This window comes from Flavobacterium sp. GW821-FHT12A05 (assembly GCF_058807735.1).
In genome coordinates this window covers 411539-429707 of the sequence record NZ_JBXAQY010000006.1, presented here as the reverse complement: position 1 = coordinate 429707, position 18169 = coordinate 411539, and the positions used below count along the sequence as shown (strand labels likewise).

Below are 18169 nucleotides of genomic sequence, written 5' to 3'. Positions count from 1 at the left end.
TTTTGTCAAAATTTAAAACTTTGACAAAAATAAGATTCTATTATTTTCCGTTTTTAGCAAAAAGAACAGCTCTTTCTAAAATTTCATCTCTGCCTTGCTGAATGCCTAAAATAGTTGGCTTTACTTCAATATCTGGAACAATTCCTATCCGTTGTGTTTCTGTTTTATTTGGATAAAAAACGCCAATTCCGCTAAACGCGGTATAAAAACCTTTCATGACTTGAAAGCTGCAGACATTTCCATCTGCACCTGCAGTCTGACTTCCTATTATGGTAACATCCGGTGCTGTTTTCAGGCTCATTGCTGTAAACTCTGCATGGCTTTGTGTGTTTTCATCTACTAAAACAATAACTTTTCCTTTATAATGATTTGGGTTTTCGCTTCCTATATCAAAATTTTTACTCCAGTAAAATTTTCCGGGATAAGTTATGTCCGGGTAAGTAAATCTTGCAAAATCTTTTGATTGAGAATTGATCCACTCGGCGATTGCAGACATTATTCCGCTAGGATAGCAGCGATTATCAAAAATTACTGCTTTTGTATCTTTTAAATTTTCAATCAAAGCAGGAATATCATCATGCATAAGCGAAGTGAAATTTACATAACCTATATTGTCTTCCAGAACTTTCCACTTTTCTTTCTTTACAGGCTTAATTTTCATATCTAAATAAACGTAACGGTTTATCGATTTAAGATCCGTCTTTCCATCTCTTATATATTCAATTTCTGCATTTTTCGAATTTCCGTTGAAAACAGCCGTATTCGAATTTCTTAAAACTGTCGGTGTATTAGACCCTTCTATGTACTTTATTTTTTCTTTTAAAATTTCAGCAACTGCTTTACCATCAACTTTCGTTATAACATCACCAATTCTAATATCATTTAATTTTGCAAGAGAATCATTTTTCAGACTTATAACAATCGCTTTATCATCAATAATTTTCGTTTCAAAAGGAACAAATTTAATTCCAAAAAAATCTAAGTATAAAACTTTCGTTCCAAAAAAGCCATGTGAATCATCCAGCTTTACAATCAACTCTTTCATTGCTAAGTGAAAATCAACTTCAGATTTGGGAGTGACAAATTTGGGAAGCATTTCTGTTAAAGTTTTGTCCCAATGCTGATCCATTTGATATTTATAAGGAAAGAAATATTCTACATAATTCCAATATCTAAACAAAGTTAAGATTCTCAGGTTTTTATTTGTCCATACAAAATCAGGATAACTTATTTCATTCGAAATTTCTTCAACAACACCTTTCTCATCATCTTCTGTAAATTGGATATAAAACTGTTTATTCTGAACTCTATTTTCTTCAATAAACTTTAATTTTTTAGAAAGCGATTTAGAAAACAATTCCTTATTTGAAAGCCATGACAAATCGAAGTTTTTATCGAAATAGTCCTTATTTTTTGTGGATTCAACCGCTTTATAAGCCTTAATTTCTCCTAATGAAACTATCCATTTCTCCATCACTTTAGAAAATTCTTCGGTGGTTTGAACTTTCTCAATTTGAGGTAAAATCTGAAATAATTGTTCGTCCCAGTTTTTACTTCCATCGGCCACATTAGGGTGATAATATTTTAGAAATCCCCAAACTTTGCAGGTTGCTGCTAATTTTTCGACTTCTGTTATGGGTTTTGAAAATGAAACTTGAAATAATAAAACAAAAACAATTAATAAAATTTTCTTCATTATAACTGATTGTGGTTAGGGTTAGTTATGTATTTAATGGTTTTTAAACCTGCTCAAAAATACTTTTGAACTGGTATAAAATTCTTTCGATTAATCTTAAATCTTCGGTTACAATTTCCGCGCTTCCTTTCATTTCCTGCTGAAAAACAATTTGTTTTTTATAAGAAGTCAATAATCCATTTGGCAGCGCAACGTCAATCAACAGATTTCCGTCTTTATCCGGAACCAGCGAAATGTTTTGGATTTTCCCTTTTAAAACTCCAAATTCTCGATCGGGAAAATTCGCCAGACGAATATTTACCCGTTGTCCTGTTTTTATTTTTCCGGAATTTAAAGCCGGCGCTTTTACTTTTCCTATAAAACCATTTTTAGCATCGGGAATAATCGAAAAAACATTATCTCCAATAGTTATGGTCTGGTTTTCATTCCAAACCTGCAGAAAAGTAACCCTTCCGCTGATCGAAGATTTTAAGGCATAAGCCAGTTCCCAGTCTTTTATCACTTTTTTTAGCTGATAAAACGACTGCGCCATGTTACGCCCGAGATTAACTTCCTCTTTAGTACTGTTTACATGCGAATTCTGACTTGATTTCGTATTATCAATCAAAGAGGACCTTAACTGAGAAATAGACGACAACAGGCTTTTATAATTCTTTTGTGCCTGAAGAAACCCTAACTTCTTGATTTCCATCTCCTGAGCCGAAATAATTCCTTTATTAAACAAGGCTTCAAAACGGGCAATTTCATTTTTCTGAAGCTGTAATTCGCTTTCATTAATTACTTTTTGCTGCTGCAGAATTTCCAATCTTTCTTTTATTTGAATTTTCTCAGAAACCTGCGCTCTATTCTCGATTGCAAAAGGCTGTAAATCATGATTTAATTCCTGCGCCTGATAATCTTTCTGAAAAACAGCATAAGCACTTTCAATTTCTCCTAATTGTGTGTTTTTTAATTTTGAGAAAGGAAACGCTGTTTTGGGATCATTTATATTATAATTATCTACAATACTTTTTAATAAAAACACATCTTGGTAATTGGCTGTATTTTCAATAATTGCCAGTGTAGTGTTTTTAGGTACTATCGCTTTGTTTTTTACTAAAATAGCTTCGATTCTTCCCGAGGATTTTGAGACAATTTTCTCCGGCGGAATATTGGTCGTAATTACAATTTCGGTATTTACTACATCCGGGTATTTTATAAACCAGGAAACAAAAAAGAGCATTAGGATAATAGCAAAAATCAGAAGCGTTCCCCAGCGTATCATCCAGTGCGGTACTTTTGTGAGAATGTCCTGAACTTCCTCACTTCTTAATTCGAATGTTTCGTTGTCTTCTGCCATAATTAACTTCCTAACTGCAATTGATTTTTAACCAGTTCAAAATAATTTCCTTTTTGAGCTACTAAAGCTTCGTGATTGCCAATTTCGATTATTTTTCCTTTATCCAAAACCACAATTTGATCTGCATTCATTACGGTGCTTAATCGGTGGGCAATGACGATTACGGTTTTATCTTTAAAGAAGATATCCAGTTTCTGCATAATCTCTTTTTCATTATTGGCATCTAAGGCCGATGTTGCTTCATCAAAAAACAATATCTCTGGATTTTTGTAAACAGCTCTTGCAATTAACAATCGCTGCTTTTGCCCAGTACTCATTCCGAGGCCTTCCGCCCCAATTTTTGTATTATACCCTAACGGAAGCTCGCTTATATATTGTTTAATATTGGCTACATCTGCTGCATAAACCAATCGTTCTTTATCTATTTTATCTACTCCAAAAGCAATATTATTGGCTATGGTATCACTAAAAATAAAACCTTCCTGCATAACAGCTCCAATATTAGAACGCCACGCCCGCTGCGAAATATTCTTAAGCTGCGAACTGCCAATGCTGATTTCTCCTTTCTCGGGTTCATAAAATTTAAGAAGCAGTTTCATGAGTGTTGTTTTTCCGCTTCCGCTGACGCCTACAATTGCGGTTACTTTATTAGCCGGAATAGTTAAGTTCAAATTTTCTAAAACCGGAATATCCGATCCTAAATATCGATACGAAATATTTTTTATCTCAATATCTGAATCATACGGAACATCATTACTTTGATGCACTTCTTGCTGGGTTTCATCTTCTTTTTCGTGAATTTCAGACAATCGTGCCAAGGATATTTTGGCGTCCTGAAGTTCGCGTACAAATTCAATAAGCTGTGTCACTGGTCCATTTAAACTTCCTACAATTGAACTGATGGCCAGCATCATACCCAGCGTAATAGAACCGTCGATTACTAATTTTGCTGATAAAAATATAATAAAGATATTCTTCAACTCATTAATTACCGAAGATCCAATGGTTTGAGACTGTTCTAAAATTAAACCTTTTATCGAAACCCTAAAAAGTCTTGCCTGCACATATTCCCATCCCCAGCGCTTTTGCTTTTCGGCATTGTGGAGTTTAATTTCCTGCATTCCGTTAATAAGCTCCATTACTTTTCCCTGTTCGTTTGAAACCTCAGCAAAACGCTTGTAATCCAGAACTTCTCTACGTTTTAAGAATAAAGTAATCCATCCAAAATAAAGAAGGCTTCCGGCGAAAAACACCAAAAATATCTTGAGATTAAAATAAGCCAGAACCGCTCCCATTACAAACATGTTAATTACCGAAAACAAAACATTGAGCGACGATGTGGTTAAAATTTTCTCGATCCTGCGGTGATCGTTTATTCGCTGCATGATATCGCCCGTCATTCGGACATCAAAAAATGAAATGGGAAGATTCATCAGTTTGATAAAAAAATCGGATATGAGAGAAATGTTGATACGCGTTGAGAGATGCAGTAAGATCCAGCTTCGTATGAGTTCCAGTCCTGTTCTTCCGGCAAATAAAAACAACTGCGCAAAAAGGATCAGGTATATAAAATGGATATTTTGATTCTGGATACCAACATCGACAATACTTTGGGTTAAAAACGGGAATATAAGCTGCAATAAACTGCTGGCCAATAATCCTATACTTAACTGAACAAGAAATGATTTGTACCGAAGCACATATTGCGACAATAAACCAAAACCAATTCCTTTATGATCTTCTTTGTCAAAATCTGACTGAAAAAATTTTGGTGTGGCTTCGATTAACAATGCGACTCCTTCCTGAGTGAATTCGTCTGCATTATTACCAATCCAGAATTTAATAAATTCTTGTTTGTTGTATTCTAATAAACCAAAAGCAGGATCTGAAATATAGTATTTCCCTTTTTTAATTTTATAAAGTACAACGTAATGATTCTTGTTCCAATGCAAAATACAGGGCAATGGCGCTTCTTCTAATCTTTCTTCGCTTAATTTTACTCCAAGGGTTCTAAAACCAATTTTCTCGGCGGCATCACTCAAGAAAAGCAGATTGCTTCCTTCGCGCGTAGTCTCACTGCTTTCGCGTAATTCCTGAATAGTGATCGTTTTGCCGTAATGTTTAGCTATTATTTTTAAACACGTAGGGCCGCAATCTTTAAAATCTGCCTGTTTATAATGAATGAATTTTTTCAATTCTAGTATTTGGGTTTGTTTCTAGCAATATTATAGAAAAATTCTTAAAAAAAGTAAAAAATCGTTTAAATAACTCAATCCAAATAAAGAAATTAAGCTTCTAAAAAAGAAAAAGCTTTGCTAAATAAATAGCAAAGCTTTTTATAAGTATTGGATAAAACTTTTTAAGAGTCTAAAGGACAGCTTTCCTCAATAACAGCGGCACAGGTTTCACCTTCACCAGGATGAATAATACCCGCAAAAATGCCTGTTCCAGGGCAGTAGCAAGCTTCAATTCCTGGTCCTCCGCCATTAATATTTTTCTTTTCGCTAGCGCTTAAAACTTCAACTCCAACTAAACTTTTTAGTTTTTTCATAATTTGATTTTTGTTTGATGTTAAATAAACTTTTTTAATACAACGATTTGCTGATTAAGCAAAGCATCAAATTAATTTAGCGCGCAGTGACCTTCGAAATCGCCGTCGGCAATTACACAATGGTATCCTTTTTTACAAGGTACACTTGCCGAGCATGCAATTCCGCCTTTAATTGTTTGTTGTTGTTTTCTTGTCAATTCCTGAGTTCCTTCTAATTCTAAAATTTTCTTTAACATAATGTGGTGTTTTTTTGATTTGTTAATGCTTCAATCATTTTAAGACAGTTGAAGCTTCTGTCTTTTATTTTCAAATACAAACCGAGTAGTATTTTTATTACTATTTTGTTTTGGGATAAAAAAAAGAGAGAACTAATTTTCTCTCTTTATATTCAATAATTTCAGTAATACATCTTTTCTCTAGGAGATGGCACTTGATCAGCCCTAACCAAATAAAACCGACCCAAGTGACCAATTATCCTGAGAATCCCGACACCAATCATCAATGTTGGGATAATTTGCTCAATGTTCCACGATCGAGCGCCTACAAATTAAAAAAAACATGACTAAATTTTAAAAAGGCTTTATTGTATATTACTTTACATAATTTTCTAATTAATTAGCAGCAAAGTCGATTTGTATCGCAAATACCTGCTTCTGTATTAACCGGGCAGACTTCTCCACTCGGGATCAAGACACATCCTGCTTCTATTGCATAAATCCAACATTCAGGAATTCCTCCCTTTATTGTTTTTTGCTCGCTCTTACTAATATGCTGAGCGTGTTCCAGATTTAAAATCTTCTTTAACATAACTATTGTTATTTCACATTCATTCTAGCAAAGTTTTAATTTGCATTAGCATAGGTTAGCTCTGGATAATACTCAGTACAATCTTCGTATATCATAGAGTTCCATGAATCACATTTAGAGGTAATCTCATTAACATTTGTGCCCAATATTGTTTTTTGTTCACTTGCACTTATTTCTTGTGATCCTTCCAGACTTAAAATATTTTTTAACATAACTATTGTTTTTACGTTTTGGGGTATTCTTTCAATATTAAATTCATTTAGTAATTTAATATTAGGCCGTCTTTTCGAGGATTGTTTCTTTTTCTTCAACAAAATCATTCAAGAAATATTTCAATTCACTCAACTCATATTCATTTGGAAACAATTTTTCGTTTACAATTTTTACTGGTGTATAATTAAAATCGTTTTTAGCACACCATTCGTATTGTTTGTTTATTTCCTGGTTAATCATAATGCTTACTGAATCTACATGCCATTTTTTTAACCATTTCTTTAAACTCATTTTTTTAATATGCCAGTCAGAAATTGCTTCTACCGTTTTTCCGGGTGTTAACCTGTTTATTATTAAAAGTCGCTCTACAACAGCTTTATAAGGATTGTCGACATTTTCTGGATTGATATTAAACAAAACGCTTAAAAATATTTTTTCCGGAAATTTTAGAACCAAATCAAAAGCATCCTGAAATGTTTTATGGCAATGCTCACAGCTTGGGCTTATTATTATGGATAATTTTACTACTGCATTTCTGTTTCCAAAATTTAATCCTCTTAGATCTTCAAATCCATTGGTAAGAGGCACTTTTTTAGACAAGAAATTAAGCAGTGAATAATTTCTTTTAAATTTTTTCAGTTCTTTTAATGAGTTTTCGTTTTCTAAAACATTTTTAGCTACTGATTTAATTACAAACCAAATTGGTACGAGAAGAATCAGTGAGAAGAAAAATGGGAAAACTTCGCCAAAACTAAAACTTAAAGTAAATAGGTCTGATGAAAACCATATTGCACTTTGAGTAAAAATCAAAAAGGAAACCATTAAGCACATAACACACCATTTTTGAAGTTCGAATTTTTGAATCCATATTGAAGATACTATTATAGGTATAGCCAATAAACTCAAAAAACCAACAAAAACAGACGAACTCAAAGGCTGAACCAAAACCGCTATAAAACTTGCACCAAAAAATAGTAAAGGCAGATCTGCGAAACTAATCCATTTATTATCGTAATTCTCATTAAAATTAATAACCGAATTACAAGATGAATTTGCGCTTAGACTGCAAAACTTTGAAATGATGCCATTTTTAAATCCAAGTTTCTCCTGAACGATTAAAACGCTGACGATTAACCCTAAAGAAGATATAAGTAAGAACGTAAAACTAAAAAGGTCATAAGTATTATAAAATAATGATAACCCGCCTAAAAGTAAAAATGGAACCAAATATTTTAACCAGCTCAATTCAACTTTTAAATTTTCTCTTGCCACAACATTATTCGGTTCTATTGCCACAATAACGCCGTTCCAGTCTAAAAGGAATTTCTCGTAGGATACTTTTTGTATTCCTTTTTTCATAGTACTAATTCGAACAAAGTTTTTCTCTTTTTCAACTAATACTAATTCATCTTTAAAATAAGCCAAAAAATTTGATGGCAAATCTACAATCTGCTCCTTAGGAACTCTTATCGCCGCATTCTCTACAGACAACAAATCGAATGAATCTGTAATTGCAAATAAGCTTGGATAATTTGGATGAGATAAAAACAAATCTTTAAACTCATTTTTAACTTCCGAGTATCTGTTAATTTGAAGGAATTTTTGAATAAGTTTTAACATGTTTGAGACGCTTTTAAATCATAACTACACCACAAATATTGTTGTTTTTATTCAAAAAATAATGCCGAAGGCACACATTTTATTAATTATACTACATACAATTTATAAATTATAGCAGTTAGTATTAAGTATTTAAATTATTGATTTACAATTATTTAACTTTAAAAAAAAATCAAAAAAAGTTTCAAAACCCAATTCTCGATCAAACGCTTTTCATTTTCTGTAGTTTTGACAAATCAGTAACCCTAACACATAAAGACATGGCAAATATGAAACTAAAATTCGAGGATTTTCAAGATGAAAAATTATCTAAAAATCAACAAAAAATGGTACGAGGTGGAGACGAAACAACACCGGCAATAGATCCAGTTAGAACCGGTAGTACAGGACAAGGATAAAAATTAAAAAACTATTTTTTTAAATATGATGAGAGCTTTTAATTATAAATCGATGTAAAAGTATAATCATATAGAAAGCTTTAAAGCAGAGAAAAATTAGTAAAATCAACAAATAATAAATTCGCGGTAATGATTATATAACTATTCTCGAAGATGAAAAAGATCCTATTCAAAAGGTGTAGTTAGACTTGGATAGAAAAATAGTGTTTACCGCACAAATATAACTTTTAAAAATTAAAAAATTATGAAAAATATCAAATTAAATATAGAAAATTTCAAAGCAGAAAAAATAGATAGAAATCAACAAAAATCAATTCGTGGAGGCGACGATACTACAATTGTTTCGGCAGCAGTTTCAACAGCCAAAGCTTCGTCTACGGATGTAGATCCTGTTAAAGGAGGATCAGGTACATCTCCGCTTTAATTCTAAATCAAAAATTTAATTAAATGTTATTCGCAAATTGAGCTGGAGAAACTCCAGTTCTTTTGCGAAATGATTTAGCAAAAGACACCGCATTTTTAAAACCTACACTTTCTGCAATGGCTTGTGTCGAATATTTACGATACATGTGGTTGGTAATCATTTCGTTGATTACATAATTAATTTTAAGTTCATTCGAATATTCCCCAAAGGATTTCCCAAATCGTTTATTTACAACATAAGATAAATAAGTGGTGTTCGTTTTGATTTTTTTAGCCACATGCTGCAACGTAAAATCAGAATTTAAATATTCATGTTTACTTTCAAGAGCCAGTAATTTTTCAACTATTTTATTTTCCTTAGCTTCATCAATACTAAGGGTTATACTTTCTTTTTTAACATTTACTTCTTCTAATTCAACAGCTGTTCCTGGGGCTGCAATTTCAATTTCGGCATTGCTTTTCTTTTCGAGATTGGCTTTAAATTCTTCAATTAAAGCATTCATCTTCTTGTGCGCTTTATTCTTGTCTATTATATTTTTGATTAATAAAAAGACAATTCCCACTACCAGTAATACATAAAATACTTTTAATGCTTTATTTAGTAAAACATCTTTTTCATACTTTTCCTGAATCACGACCATTTCATCGCTTAAATCTCCTGTACCCAGCTTATAATTTACTTCTAAAGCTTCATTATTGAGTTTAGCTTCAGATTTCTCATAATTGTCCAGGTATATTTTAGAATGTTTAAATGCTTCCTGAGGCTCCTTATATATATTGTATATTTTAGCCTGATAATAATTTGATTTTAAAAAGCTTTCATCTCTTTGGTTATCGATCTCAGAAACGGAATCAACCTTTTTAAAAAACACTAACGCCTTATCATATTTTTTTATTTCATAATATAAGTTACCTAAATTATAATTGGCAATTTTATATTCTCTGTTCAAATTATTCTGTTTCGCATAAAAAACAATATTATAATAGGTTTTCTCAGCATTCTGATAATCCTTTTTTATAGAATAAACATTTCCCAGACTAATTTTTGCCCTAATATTATTAATGGGTAAATTTTGAGAATACGAAACTGTCTTTTTATAAAAGTAGGCTGCAGAATCTAATAAATACATTGAAGATTGGTTTTTCATATACCAGCCTTCATACGATGAGGCCAAAGTCAAATTATTACTGCTCTTAGCAGCATTAAATTGTTCCTTTGTATAATAACTTTCATTATTATCTATAAAAGTATTTATCTGTTTTAAGTTTTTTATAGCCAGCTGGTAATTTCCAATCGCTTCATTTATAAAGGCAATATTGCTTTTAAATTTTACGATCTGAATTATATCTCCAACTTTAGTAGAAATTTTCAGCCCTGTTTGATAATTCTCAAGAGCTTTACCGTAGTTTCCTCTAGTTCCTTCTATTAATCCTCCATAATTATATAAGTAGGCTGTAAGCTTTTCTTTATCTTTAGATTCAGGCATTTTTTCTAAGTATTCAAATGCCTGCTTATATTTTTCTTTAGATTTTGCTGTATTATCTTTTAACTGAAATAAATAGGCGATCGCCGCATTTGCAAAAGCCAAATGCTTATTATTGTGTGACTTTGCCATTTCATTAGCATATATTGTTGCGCTGTCTCTATTCGCATTTAAATTCAGTCGAATCTTATCCTGCAACAGTAAATACTCTTGTTCTGTTAATTCTCTATTTTGCTGAGAAAAACCTATGTTTACAACAAAAAAAAGTAAAAAAGAGATGATCAGCCTCATTCAATGTATGTTTTTTGGAATCTCAAAATTAGGTTATATATTATCAATAAACTAAAATTAATTTACCTTATTTGTGATTATTTTTTAACTAATGTATGAAATTATAACAATTTAGCTTTGTTTTGTTATATTTTTATTGCGTAAATTTGTTTTCCAAAAAACTATCAAAAATGAAACCAGACTTATTTCAAGCTCCAGATTACTACAACCTTGACGATTTGTTAACAGATGAACATAAACTAGTTCGAGAATCTGCTCGCGCATGGGTTAAAAGAGAAGTTTCTCCTATTATAGAAGAATACGCTCAAAAAGCAGAATTTCCAAAACAAATCATTAAAGGACTTGGAGAAATTGGAGGATTTGGCCCGTATATTCCAGTTGAATATGGAGGTGCAGGATTAGACCAAATTTCTTATGGCTTAATTATGCAGGAAATTGAACGCGGCGATTCTGGTGTAAGATCTACTTCGTCTGTACAATCTTCTTTGGTAATGTACCCTATCTGGAAATACGGAAACGAAGAACAACGCATGAAATACCTGCCAAAACTGGCAACCGGAGAATATATAGGATGTTTTGGTTTAACCGAACCAGATCATGGTTCAGATCCCGGAAGTATGATTACCAATTTTAAAGATATGGGAGACCATTATCTTTTAAATGGTGCAAAAATGTGGATTTCAAACGCTCCTTTTGCAGATATTGCCGTAGTTTGGGCAAAAAATGAAGAAGGACGAATTCACGGTTTAATCGTAGAACGCGGCATGGAAGGTTTTACAACTCCGGAAACCCACAATAAATGGTCGCTTCGTGCCTCTGCAACCGGCGAATTGATTTTTGACAATGTAAAAGTTCCAAAAGAAAACCTTTTACCAAACAAATCTGGTTTAGGCGCACCGCTAGGCTGTTTAGATTCGGCTAGATACGGAATTGCATGGGGAGCAATAGGCGCAGCAATGGATTGCTACGATACTGCTTTGCGCTACGCCAAAGAAAGAATTCAGTTTGGAAAACCAATTGGAGGAACACAATTACAGCAGAAAAAATTAGCCGAAATGATTACAGAAATCACAAAAGCACAATTATTAACCTGGCGTTTAGGCGTTTTACGAAACGAAGGAAAAGCGACAACGGCTCAAATCTCGATGGCAAAACGTAACAATGTCGATATGGCAATTCACATTGCCCGCGAAGCCAGACAAATGTTAGGCGGAATGGGAATCACCGGAGAATACTCTATTATGCGCCACATGATGAACCTGGAAAGTGTTATCACTTACGAAGGAACTCATGACATACATTTATTGATTACGGGAATGGATGTAACTGGAATTCCAGCATTTAAATCATAAACATCTATTAAATTATATATAAAAACAATTTAAAAAGCTTCTTCTAACCGAGAAGCTTTTTATCTTTGCACCAAAATTTACATCAATGAATATTGAAACTATAAACAATAGCATTCAACCACAAAAAGAACAGCTTTTAAAACATTCACTTTACAACAAAATCCAAACGATTGACGATTTACATAGTTTTCTTCAAAATCACGTTTTTGCCGTTTGGGATTTCATGTCTTTATTAAAAGCATTACAAGCCAAATTAACCTGCACAACAACTCCATGGTTTGCTACTAAAAACCCGGAAACAAGATATTTAATTAACGAAATTGTTTTGGCCGAAGAAACAGATTTAAGTATCGACGGAAGAAGACAAAGCCATTACGAAATGTATCTTGAAGCAATGGTAGACTGTGGTGCAGATACAACAGAAATCAATAAATTTTTAGACTCTGTAAATTCACTTCATAATATTTTTGTTGCCATTAAACAAAGTTCGCTTCATCCTGAAATTAAAGCTTTTCTGGACTTTACTTTTAGAGTTATCGAAGAAGGAAAGCCACATCAAATTGCTGCTGCGTTTACCTTTGGAAGAGAAGATTTGATTCCGAGTATGTTTACCGAAATCCTGAAAAACTTTCAAAAGAATTTTCCAGATACAGATTTAAGCAAACTGCTTTATTATTTCGAAAGACACATCGAATTAGATGCTGATGAACACGGACCAATGGCCATGCAGATGATTACTGATCTATGCGAAGATGACGCTCAAAAATGGAAAGAAGTAGAAGAAGTTTCGATCCTGGCTTTAGAAAAACGCATCGGACTTTGGAACGCCATTGAAGAAGAAATTATCATGAAAGCTGAAATGGTTTAAAAACCAAAACAATACATTTAACGTAACTATTTGTTTAAAGAAGCCCAAACTAATTTAAACAAATTATGAAGCCACAATTCAAACAAATAGTTACTGTTATCCTTTCTATATTCTTACTGAGCTGCAGTACCGATGAATCAAATTCTGAAACCGTTATTACACCTCCAGAAGTTACCCCGCCAGAGACAAACCCTAATAATCCTATCTCAAAATCGATCAATTATCTCGCTTTGGGCGACAGTTATACAATTGGTCAAAGTGTTTGCGAAACGTGCCGATATCCTGAACAGTTAAAAGCAAGTTTAAAAGCATTTTATCCTCAAACCAGTTTCTCCTTAAAAGTAATTGCCCAAACCGGCTGGACAACTTCAGATCTAATCTCGGCAATAAACGGCGTAAATCCTGATTCTAATTATGATTTAGTGACACTTTTAATTGGTGTTAATAATCAATATCAGCACATGAATTTTAGCGTCTACGAAAAGGAATTTCCGCAATTACTAGACAAGGCTATCACATTAGCAAAAGGCGACAAAAAAAACGTACTCGTACTTTCGATTCCTGATTACACCTACACTCCATTTGCTTCAAATTACACTGCCGAAAACCAAAATAAAGTTTCAGCCGAAATAACAAAATACAATAACACTGCACAAAGCTACTGCATGAGTAAAGGCATCAGCTTTATCTCAATTACCGATATTACGCAAAACGGTTTAAGCAATACCAGCTTAGTTGCCTCAGATGGTTTGCATCCATCAGAACTAGCTTATAAAATGTTTGTAGACCGCATACTTCCAAAAGTAAAAATGATACTGCAGGATTAGCTGTTTTTCATGGAGCAGAAAATCAATTTTCAAAACACTTTTATTCCCGCTATACGCTATATCTCTATTGGTCTCGTTTCTTTAACGAGACCAATAGAGGATATCGCTTCTATCGGGGCTGGATAAGAAATTTTAGTTTTTTCAGAAAAAATATACCTAATTTTGCTAAAAGCCAGCTCTCATAAAGCAGATTAAACACTCATGAAATTAGCTCCCGAAGAACTTCTCGTCATTATTGATCCTCAAAAAGACTTTACAGATCTTGACGGAGATTATGCAAAAAGACATCCCATTAATCACATACAGCGAGTTAAAAATCAAATAAACGAATTAATCAAAAAGCTCGACAAGAATAAATTCGTGATTATTTTCTCTAATTATCAAAAAGATCAATTTGCACCTAATACTTCAATGTGTATTGAAGGCACAAAAGGGCATGAAATTGACCTGGATTACGATGATTCTTCCGTTTTAATTTCAAAAACAGAACACAGCAGTTTTTCATCTCAGGAATTTAAAAACTTCTTAAAAGAAAATCAAATCCGCCGACTTGTTTTATGTGGTTTTCTGGCAGAATACTGCATCAAACAAACCGCTCTTGATGCTCTTAAAGAAGGTTATGAAATAGTGCTTCTAAAAGAATTAATTCAAACCGGAGACGATGTGCAGCACAGAATCGAAGAAGTTTTAGTAAATTTAGAAAGTCAAGGCGCCGTAGTAAAAGGCAATCTTGATTTGGAATAAAACCGATTATAAACATGCAAGTTTCACCTCCAAAAGAGTTATCGCCGTATATTAAGCATTATCTGTTTCTAGATAATACCGAAACTGCTGTACAAAAATTTCGTCTGTTTTCTGATGGTAATACCGGTATTGTCTTTTCGGTAAAAAGCAAACTCATTTCTGGAATTAATAAATACGAAGTAAAAGAATATCTGCCCGCTTCCTTTTTATATGGACAGCTAAATGGTTTTAAAGACCTTTATTCTGAAAATGAAATAACGCTGATTATTGTCGTTTTTCAGCCCAACGGAATCCATCAATTACTAGGAATTCCGGCCAATGAATTTCACGATGCTATTATTCCTGTTGAAGATATATTCGACGAAAAAATCACAGCGCTTCAGGAAAGCCTGTTTCAACAAAACAACTCAATTCGGGTTCAGTTATTGAATTCTTTTTTTAAGTCTTTAATTGCGGCAAAACCAGCCTCAAATCAGTTTATAATAGATCATTCTTTACACTTTATTATCAACAATAAAGGACAATTCTCTATAAAACAATTAGTCGAATATACCGGTTATACCGAAAGACATCTCGAAAGAAAATTCAAAGAATGTATTGGATTAAATCCTAAGAAATTTGGCAACGTTGTAAGACTACATCATTTTTTAAAATTATTAAAAGACAAACCTGACGATACCAATCTTACCACAATTTGTTACGATGTCGGATTTTCTGACCAGTCTCATTTAATAAAAGAATTTAGAAAACATACCGGAATAACGCCAAAAGAATATTTGTACAGCAGTGGAAAATTAACCAACAATCTTATCAAAAGATTTCCGCCGTCGATATTCTAAAATGTCGGTTTTGTACAATTTCTAAAATATTCCTGCCGCTATTTTTGACTAAAATTAATAGCGCAGTATATGAAAAATCTAAAAATAGCCACAGCTCAGTTCGAAAACAAAAGCGGCGACAAAACCTACAACTTATCTGTAATCGAAAAACTTTCTCAAAAAGCATCAGCCGAAGGCTGCGATGTGATTTCGTTTCATGAATGTTCTATAACCGGATATACATTTGCAAGAAGTTTATCAAAAGAACAAATGCTGGACTTAGCAGAATTGATCCCCAATGGAGAAAGTATTTTAAAATTGACTGAAATTGCCAAAAACAACAACATTGTAATACTGGCCGGACTTTTTGAAAAAGACGAAAACAACAATCTCTTTAAAGCTTATGTCTGCGTAGATAAAAATGGTTTAGTGGCCAAATATAGAAAACTGCATCCGTTTATAAATCCGTATTTAACGCCAGGAGATCGTTATTGTATTTTTGAAATTGAAGGCTGGAAATGCGGTATTTTAATTTGTTACGACAACAATATTATCGAAAATGTGCGTGCTACAAAACTTTTGGGTGCCGATATTATATTTATGCCTCACGTAACAATGTGTACACCTTCTACCCGACCTGGCGCTGGCTTTGTAGCACCTCAGCTTTGGGAAAACCGCGAAACAGACCCAACTTCGCTACGATTAGAGTTTGACGGAATGAAAGGCCGTGACTGGTTAATGAAATGGCTTCCAGCAAGAGCGTACGACAATGCTATTTACACGATATTTTCAAACCCAATTGGTATGGACGACGATCAATTAAAAAACGGCTGTTCTATGATTATCGATCCTTTTGGAGATATCTTAGCCGAATGCCGCACTTTTGATGATTCTTTTGTAACGGCTGTACTTACGCCGGAAAAATGCATTCAGGCTGGAGGGCATCGCTATATAAAAGCTAGAAGACCAGAGTTATATAGAGATATTATTGGTCAAAATCACGAATCAGAGCAAAATGTGGTTTGGCTGAATTCTGATAAAAAAAACATAAATTAAGTATTTCGGCCCTCTAAAGCTATTGAAAGATTTATCTTTGAAGATTCATTAATCTACAGAATAAATCCTCAATAATGGAATTTTTTAAAACTACAATCCAAGATATCGATGCTGTTTTCGATATTTACAACGAAGCTACATCTTATCAAAAAACAGTAAATAATAAAAGCTGGAGAGGTTTTGAAAGAGCATTAATAGAAAAGGAAATTGCCGAGGATCGTCATTTTGTAATCAAAGAAGGAGACGAAGTTGCTTGTACCTTTGTGTTAACTTTTAACGATTTAATTATCTGGAAAGAAGCCAGCAAAGATCCGGCAGTTTATTTACATCGTATTGCTACAAACCCAAAGTTTAGAGGACAATCGTACGTTAAAAAAATTATAGAATGGGTTAAGGAATACGCCAAAGAAAAAAACAAAGAATATATTAGGCTTGATACGCACAGCGGAAACGAAAGAATCAATAAATATTACACCAGCTGCGGTTTCGAATACAAAGGAATAAGCACAATTGAATGGACAACCGAATTACCGGAACATTATAAAGAAGGTTCTTTTAGTTTGTTTGAGATTAAACTTTAGAATACAATCGTTTTTTAATTAATAACAGTAAATCTTTATAAAATGAAAAAAATACAACTTATTTTATTTTTTGCCATAGTACCAATATGTGGTTATTCTCAAATTGAAGAACTAACTTTTAATCATCATAGAAATGATTTTTCAGCACCTCCACGAACAGGAATAAGCCCAATGTCGTTACGATTATGGGATAGTTATAATACTGGAGGGCCCACTTCGTATGGAACTATCTTAGAAATTTACGGTTTTGTTAATCATCAAACCAGTCAATTAAATTTTGGAGGCTGGGATAACTCAAAAATTAGATATCGACAAGCATTTTATGCCGATAACACTTGGTCAGAATGGGTTACACTACTCGATTCTAAAAATGATGTTGAATCATCTGGAAGTCTAAAAATTAGTGGTGCTTCAAATCATTATATAGCAAATGGCAATTTATTGATCGGAAAATCCAGTCAGCAAAATACAAGCTATAGACTAGATGTTAATGGAGCAATTAGAGCTAATGAAATTAAAGTAAATTTGGATGGTGCAGATTTCGTTTTTGAAAAAGATTACAAATTGCTGCCATTAAATGAACTAGAAAAATTTGTGAAAACTGAAAAGCATTTACCTGAAGTTGCTACTGCCAAAGAAATGAAAGAAAACGGGACAGATTTAGGTAATCTAAACTCCAAATTTTTACAGAAGATAGAAGAATTAACTCTTTATGTAATAGAACAAAACAAAAAGATAATTGAGCTTGAGAAACAGAATGAAAAAATTAAAGTTCTTGAGGAAAAAATCAAAAAATTAGATTCTTCAAGATCTAAATAAGCAATAGTTTTTAGATAATTGAAACCAAAAGACCTTAAAAGTAGTTTTTCAAGGTCTTTTGGTTTCAATTTAAAATTGTCTTTTCAAATTTATTTTGCTTCCCAAAAGCAGCGTTTAGGAGAAACTATTAAACCTTCGTCCTTCAAGGTCTTCATTGCTTTATCTACTTGTTTACGATCTAATTTACTTAATTCAACTACTTTACCTGCATTTACAGGCTGTCCTGCTTTTTTTATAGCATCTAATACTTGATTTTTGATTTCCATAATTCTTATATTTTCT

19 protein-coding genes are annotated in these 18169 nt (G+C 32.9%); 10 read left to right on the top strand and 9 right to left on the bottom strand.

Annotation, left to right across the window (positions count from 1 at the left end; genetic code table 11):
- Positions 1-40 precede the first annotated feature (40 nt).
- From AC1RRQ_RS16255 to AC1RRQ_RS16225, 7 genes are all read right to left on the bottom strand, one after another.
- Positions 41-1696: a S41 family peptidase gene (locus tag AC1RRQ_RS16255; protein WP_493024085.1), complete on the bottom strand. Its 1656-nt coding sequence runs from the start codon at positions 1694-1696 to the stop codon at positions 41-43.
- Between the two features lie 43 nt (positions 1697-1739).
- Positions 1740-3035: an HlyD family secretion protein gene (locus AC1RRQ_RS16250; RefSeq protein WP_493024084.1), complete on the bottom strand. Its 1296-nt coding sequence runs from the start codon at positions 3033-3035 to the stop codon at positions 1740-1742.
- 2 nt (positions 3036-3037) lie between these two features.
- Positions 3038-5230, bottom strand: coding sequence for a peptidase domain-containing ABC transporter (locus tag AC1RRQ_RS16245; RefSeq protein ID WP_493024083.1), 2193 nt, complete (start codon positions 5228-5230; stop codon positions 3038-3040).
- Between the two features lie 164 nt (positions 5231-5394).
- Positions 5395-5586, bottom strand: coding sequence for a hypothetical protein (locus AC1RRQ_RS16240; RefSeq protein ID WP_493024082.1), 192 nt, complete (start codon positions 5584-5586; stop codon positions 5395-5397).
- A 71-nt stretch (positions 5587-5657) separates the two neighbouring features.
- The gene (locus AC1RRQ_RS16235) at positions 5658-5822 is read right to left on the bottom strand and encodes a hypothetical protein (protein WP_493024081.1); all 165 of its coding nucleotides are present in this window, start codon (positions 5820-5822) and stop codon (positions 5658-5660) included.
- A gap of 606 nt (positions 5823-6428) precedes the next feature.
- Complete coding sequence (locus AC1RRQ_RS16230) at positions 6429-6605, bottom strand: hypothetical protein (protein WP_493024080.1); 177 nt, start codon at positions 6603-6605, stop codon at positions 6429-6431.
- A 61-nt stretch (positions 6606-6666) separates the two neighbouring features.
- Positions 6667-8226, bottom strand: coding sequence for a vitamin K epoxide reductase family protein (locus AC1RRQ_RS16225; RefSeq protein ID WP_493024079.1), 1560 nt, complete (start codon positions 8224-8226; stop codon positions 6667-6669).
- A 260-nt stretch (positions 8227-8486) separates the two neighbouring features.
- Here AC1RRQ_RS16225 and AC1RRQ_RS16220 point away from each other — a divergent pair, with 260 nt between their 5' ends.
- Positions 8487-8624 carry an rSAM-modified peptide gene (locus tag AC1RRQ_RS16220; RefSeq protein ID WP_493024078.1) on the top strand — a complete coding sequence of 46 codons (138 nt, stop codon included), beginning with the start codon at positions 8487-8489 and terminating at the stop codon, positions 8622-8624.
- Positions 8625-8868: 244 nt separating this feature from the next.
- Entirely contained in the window at positions 8869-9048 is a 180-nt protein-coding gene (locus AC1RRQ_RS16215; RefSeq protein ID WP_493024077.1) for a hypothetical protein, read from the top strand.
- A 19-nt stretch (positions 9049-9067) separates the two neighbouring features.
- Here the strand turns inward: AC1RRQ_RS16215 and AC1RRQ_RS16210 are convergent, their stop codons facing one another.
- On the bottom strand, positions 9068-10822 hold the full coding sequence (locus AC1RRQ_RS16210; RefSeq protein WP_493024076.1) for a helix-turn-helix domain-containing protein: 1755 nt from the start codon (positions 10820-10822) through the stop codon (positions 9068-9070).
- A 170-nt stretch (positions 10823-10992) separates the two neighbouring features.
- On the opposite strand from AC1RRQ_RS16210, the gene AC1RRQ_RS16205 reads away from it, so the two are divergent.
- From AC1RRQ_RS16205 to AC1RRQ_RS16170, 8 genes are all read left to right on the top strand, one after another.
- Complete coding sequence (locus AC1RRQ_RS16205) at positions 10993-12174, top strand: acyl-CoA dehydrogenase family protein (RefSeq protein WP_253786932.1); 1182 nt, start codon at positions 10993-10995, stop codon at positions 12172-12174.
- 85 nt (positions 12175-12259) lie between these two features.
- Positions 12260-13042, top strand: coding sequence for a DUF3050 domain-containing protein (locus AC1RRQ_RS16200; RefSeq protein WP_493024075.1), 783 nt, complete (start codon positions 12260-12262; stop codon positions 13040-13042).
- Between the two features lie 65 nt (positions 13043-13107).
- A complete protein-coding gene (locus tag AC1RRQ_RS16195) occupies positions 13108-13869 on the top strand; it encodes an SGNH/GDSL hydrolase family protein (protein ID WP_493024074.1) in 762 nt (253 codons plus the stop codon).
- 201 nt (positions 13870-14070) lie between these two features.
- The gene (locus AC1RRQ_RS16190) at positions 14071-14613 is read left to right on the top strand and encodes a cysteine hydrolase family protein (RefSeq protein WP_493024073.1); all 543 of its coding nucleotides are present in this window, start codon (positions 14071-14073) and stop codon (positions 14611-14613) included.
- A 14-nt stretch (positions 14614-14627) separates the two neighbouring features.
- Positions 14628-15452 (top strand): AraC family transcriptional regulator, encoded by an 825-nt coding sequence (locus AC1RRQ_RS16185; protein WP_493024072.1) that lies wholly within the window; start codon positions 14628-14630, stop codon positions 15450-15452.
- A 69-nt stretch (positions 15453-15521) separates the two neighbouring features.
- The gene (locus AC1RRQ_RS16180) at positions 15522-16487 is read left to right on the top strand and encodes a nitrilase family protein (RefSeq protein WP_493024071.1); all 966 of its coding nucleotides are present in this window, start codon (positions 15522-15524) and stop codon (positions 16485-16487) included.
- A gap of 74 nt (positions 16488-16561) precedes the next feature.
- A complete protein-coding gene (locus AC1RRQ_RS16175; RefSeq protein ID WP_493024070.1) occupies positions 16562-17068 on the top strand; it encodes a GNAT family N-acetyltransferase in 507 nt (168 codons plus the stop codon).
- Between the two features lie 42 nt (positions 17069-17110).
- A complete protein-coding gene (locus AC1RRQ_RS16170) occupies positions 17111-17887 on the top strand; it encodes a hypothetical protein (RefSeq protein ID WP_493024069.1) in 777 nt (258 codons plus the stop codon).
- 89 nt (positions 17888-17976) lie between these two features.
- Here the strand turns inward: AC1RRQ_RS16170 and AC1RRQ_RS16165 are convergent, their stop codons facing one another.
- Entirely contained in the window at positions 17977-18153 is a 177-nt protein-coding gene (locus AC1RRQ_RS16165; RefSeq protein WP_493024068.1) for a hypothetical protein, read from the bottom strand.
- Positions 18154-18169 lie beyond the last annotated feature (16 nt).

Bases quoted from the DNA above. Each gene is read 5' to 3' on its own strand.
- AC1RRQ_RS16175 (WP_493024070.1), top strand. From the start codon at position 16,562: ATGGAATTTTTTAAAACTACAATCCAAGATATCGATGCTGTTTTCGAT.
- AC1RRQ_RS16230 (WP_493024080.1), bottom strand. From the start codon at position 6,605: ATGTTAAAAAATATTTTAAGTCTGGAAGGATCACAAGAAATAAGTGCA.
- AC1RRQ_RS16190 (WP_493024073.1), top strand. From the start codon at position 14,071: ATGAAATTAGCTCCCGAAGAACTTCTCGTCATTATTGATCCTCAAAAA.
- AC1RRQ_RS16205 (WP_253786932.1), top strand. From the start codon at position 10,993: ATGAAACCAGACTTATTTCAAGCTCCAGATTACTACAACCTTGACGAT.
- AC1RRQ_RS16250 (WP_493024084.1), bottom strand. From the start codon at position 3,035: ATGGCAGAAGACAACGAAACATTCGAATTAAGAAGTGAGGAAGTTCAG.
- AC1RRQ_RS16210 (WP_493024076.1), bottom strand. From the start codon at position 10,822: ATGAGGCTGATCATCTCTTTTTTACTTTTTTTTGTTGTAAACATAGGT.
- AC1RRQ_RS16185 (WP_493024072.1), top strand. From the start codon at position 14,628: ATGCAAGTTTCACCTCCAAAAGAGTTATCGCCGTATATTAAGCATTAT.
- AC1RRQ_RS16240 (WP_493024082.1), bottom strand. From the start codon at position 5,586: ATGAAAAAACTAAAAAGTTTAGTTGGAGTTGAAGTTTTAAGCGCTAGC.
- AC1RRQ_RS16200 (WP_493024075.1), top strand. From the start codon at position 12,260: ATGAATATTGAAACTATAAACAATAGCATTCAACCACAAAAAGAACAG.
- AC1RRQ_RS16220 (WP_493024078.1), top strand. From the start codon at position 8,487: ATGGCAAATATGAAACTAAAATTCGAGGATTTTCAAGATGAAAAATTA.
- AC1RRQ_RS16170 (WP_493024069.1), top strand. From the start codon at position 17,111: ATGAAAAAAATACAACTTATTTTATTTTTTGCCATAGTACCAATATGT.
- AC1RRQ_RS16255 (WP_493024085.1), bottom strand. From the start codon at position 1,696: ATGAAGAAAATTTTATTAATTGTTTTTGTTTTATTATTTCAAGTTTCA.
- AC1RRQ_RS16195 (WP_493024074.1), top strand. From the start codon at position 13,108: ATGAAGCCACAATTCAAACAAATAGTTACTGTTATCCTTTCTATATTC.
- AC1RRQ_RS16180 (WP_493024071.1), top strand. From the start codon at position 15,522: ATGAAAAATCTAAAAATAGCCACAGCTCAGTTCGAAAACAAAAGCGGC.
- AC1RRQ_RS16165 (WP_493024068.1), bottom strand. From the start codon at position 18,153: ATGGAAATCAAAAATCAAGTATTAGATGCTATAAAAAAAGCAGGACAG.
- AC1RRQ_RS16215 (WP_493024077.1), top strand. From the start codon at position 8,869: ATGAAAAATATCAAATTAAATATAGAAAATTTCAAAGCAGAAAAAATA.
- AC1RRQ_RS16225 (WP_493024079.1), bottom strand. From the start codon at position 8,226: ATGTTAAAACTTATTCAAAAATTCCTTCAAATTAACAGATACTCGGAA.
- AC1RRQ_RS16235 (WP_493024081.1), bottom strand. From the start codon at position 5,822: ATGTTAAAGAAAATTTTAGAATTAGAAGGAACTCAGGAATTGACAAGA.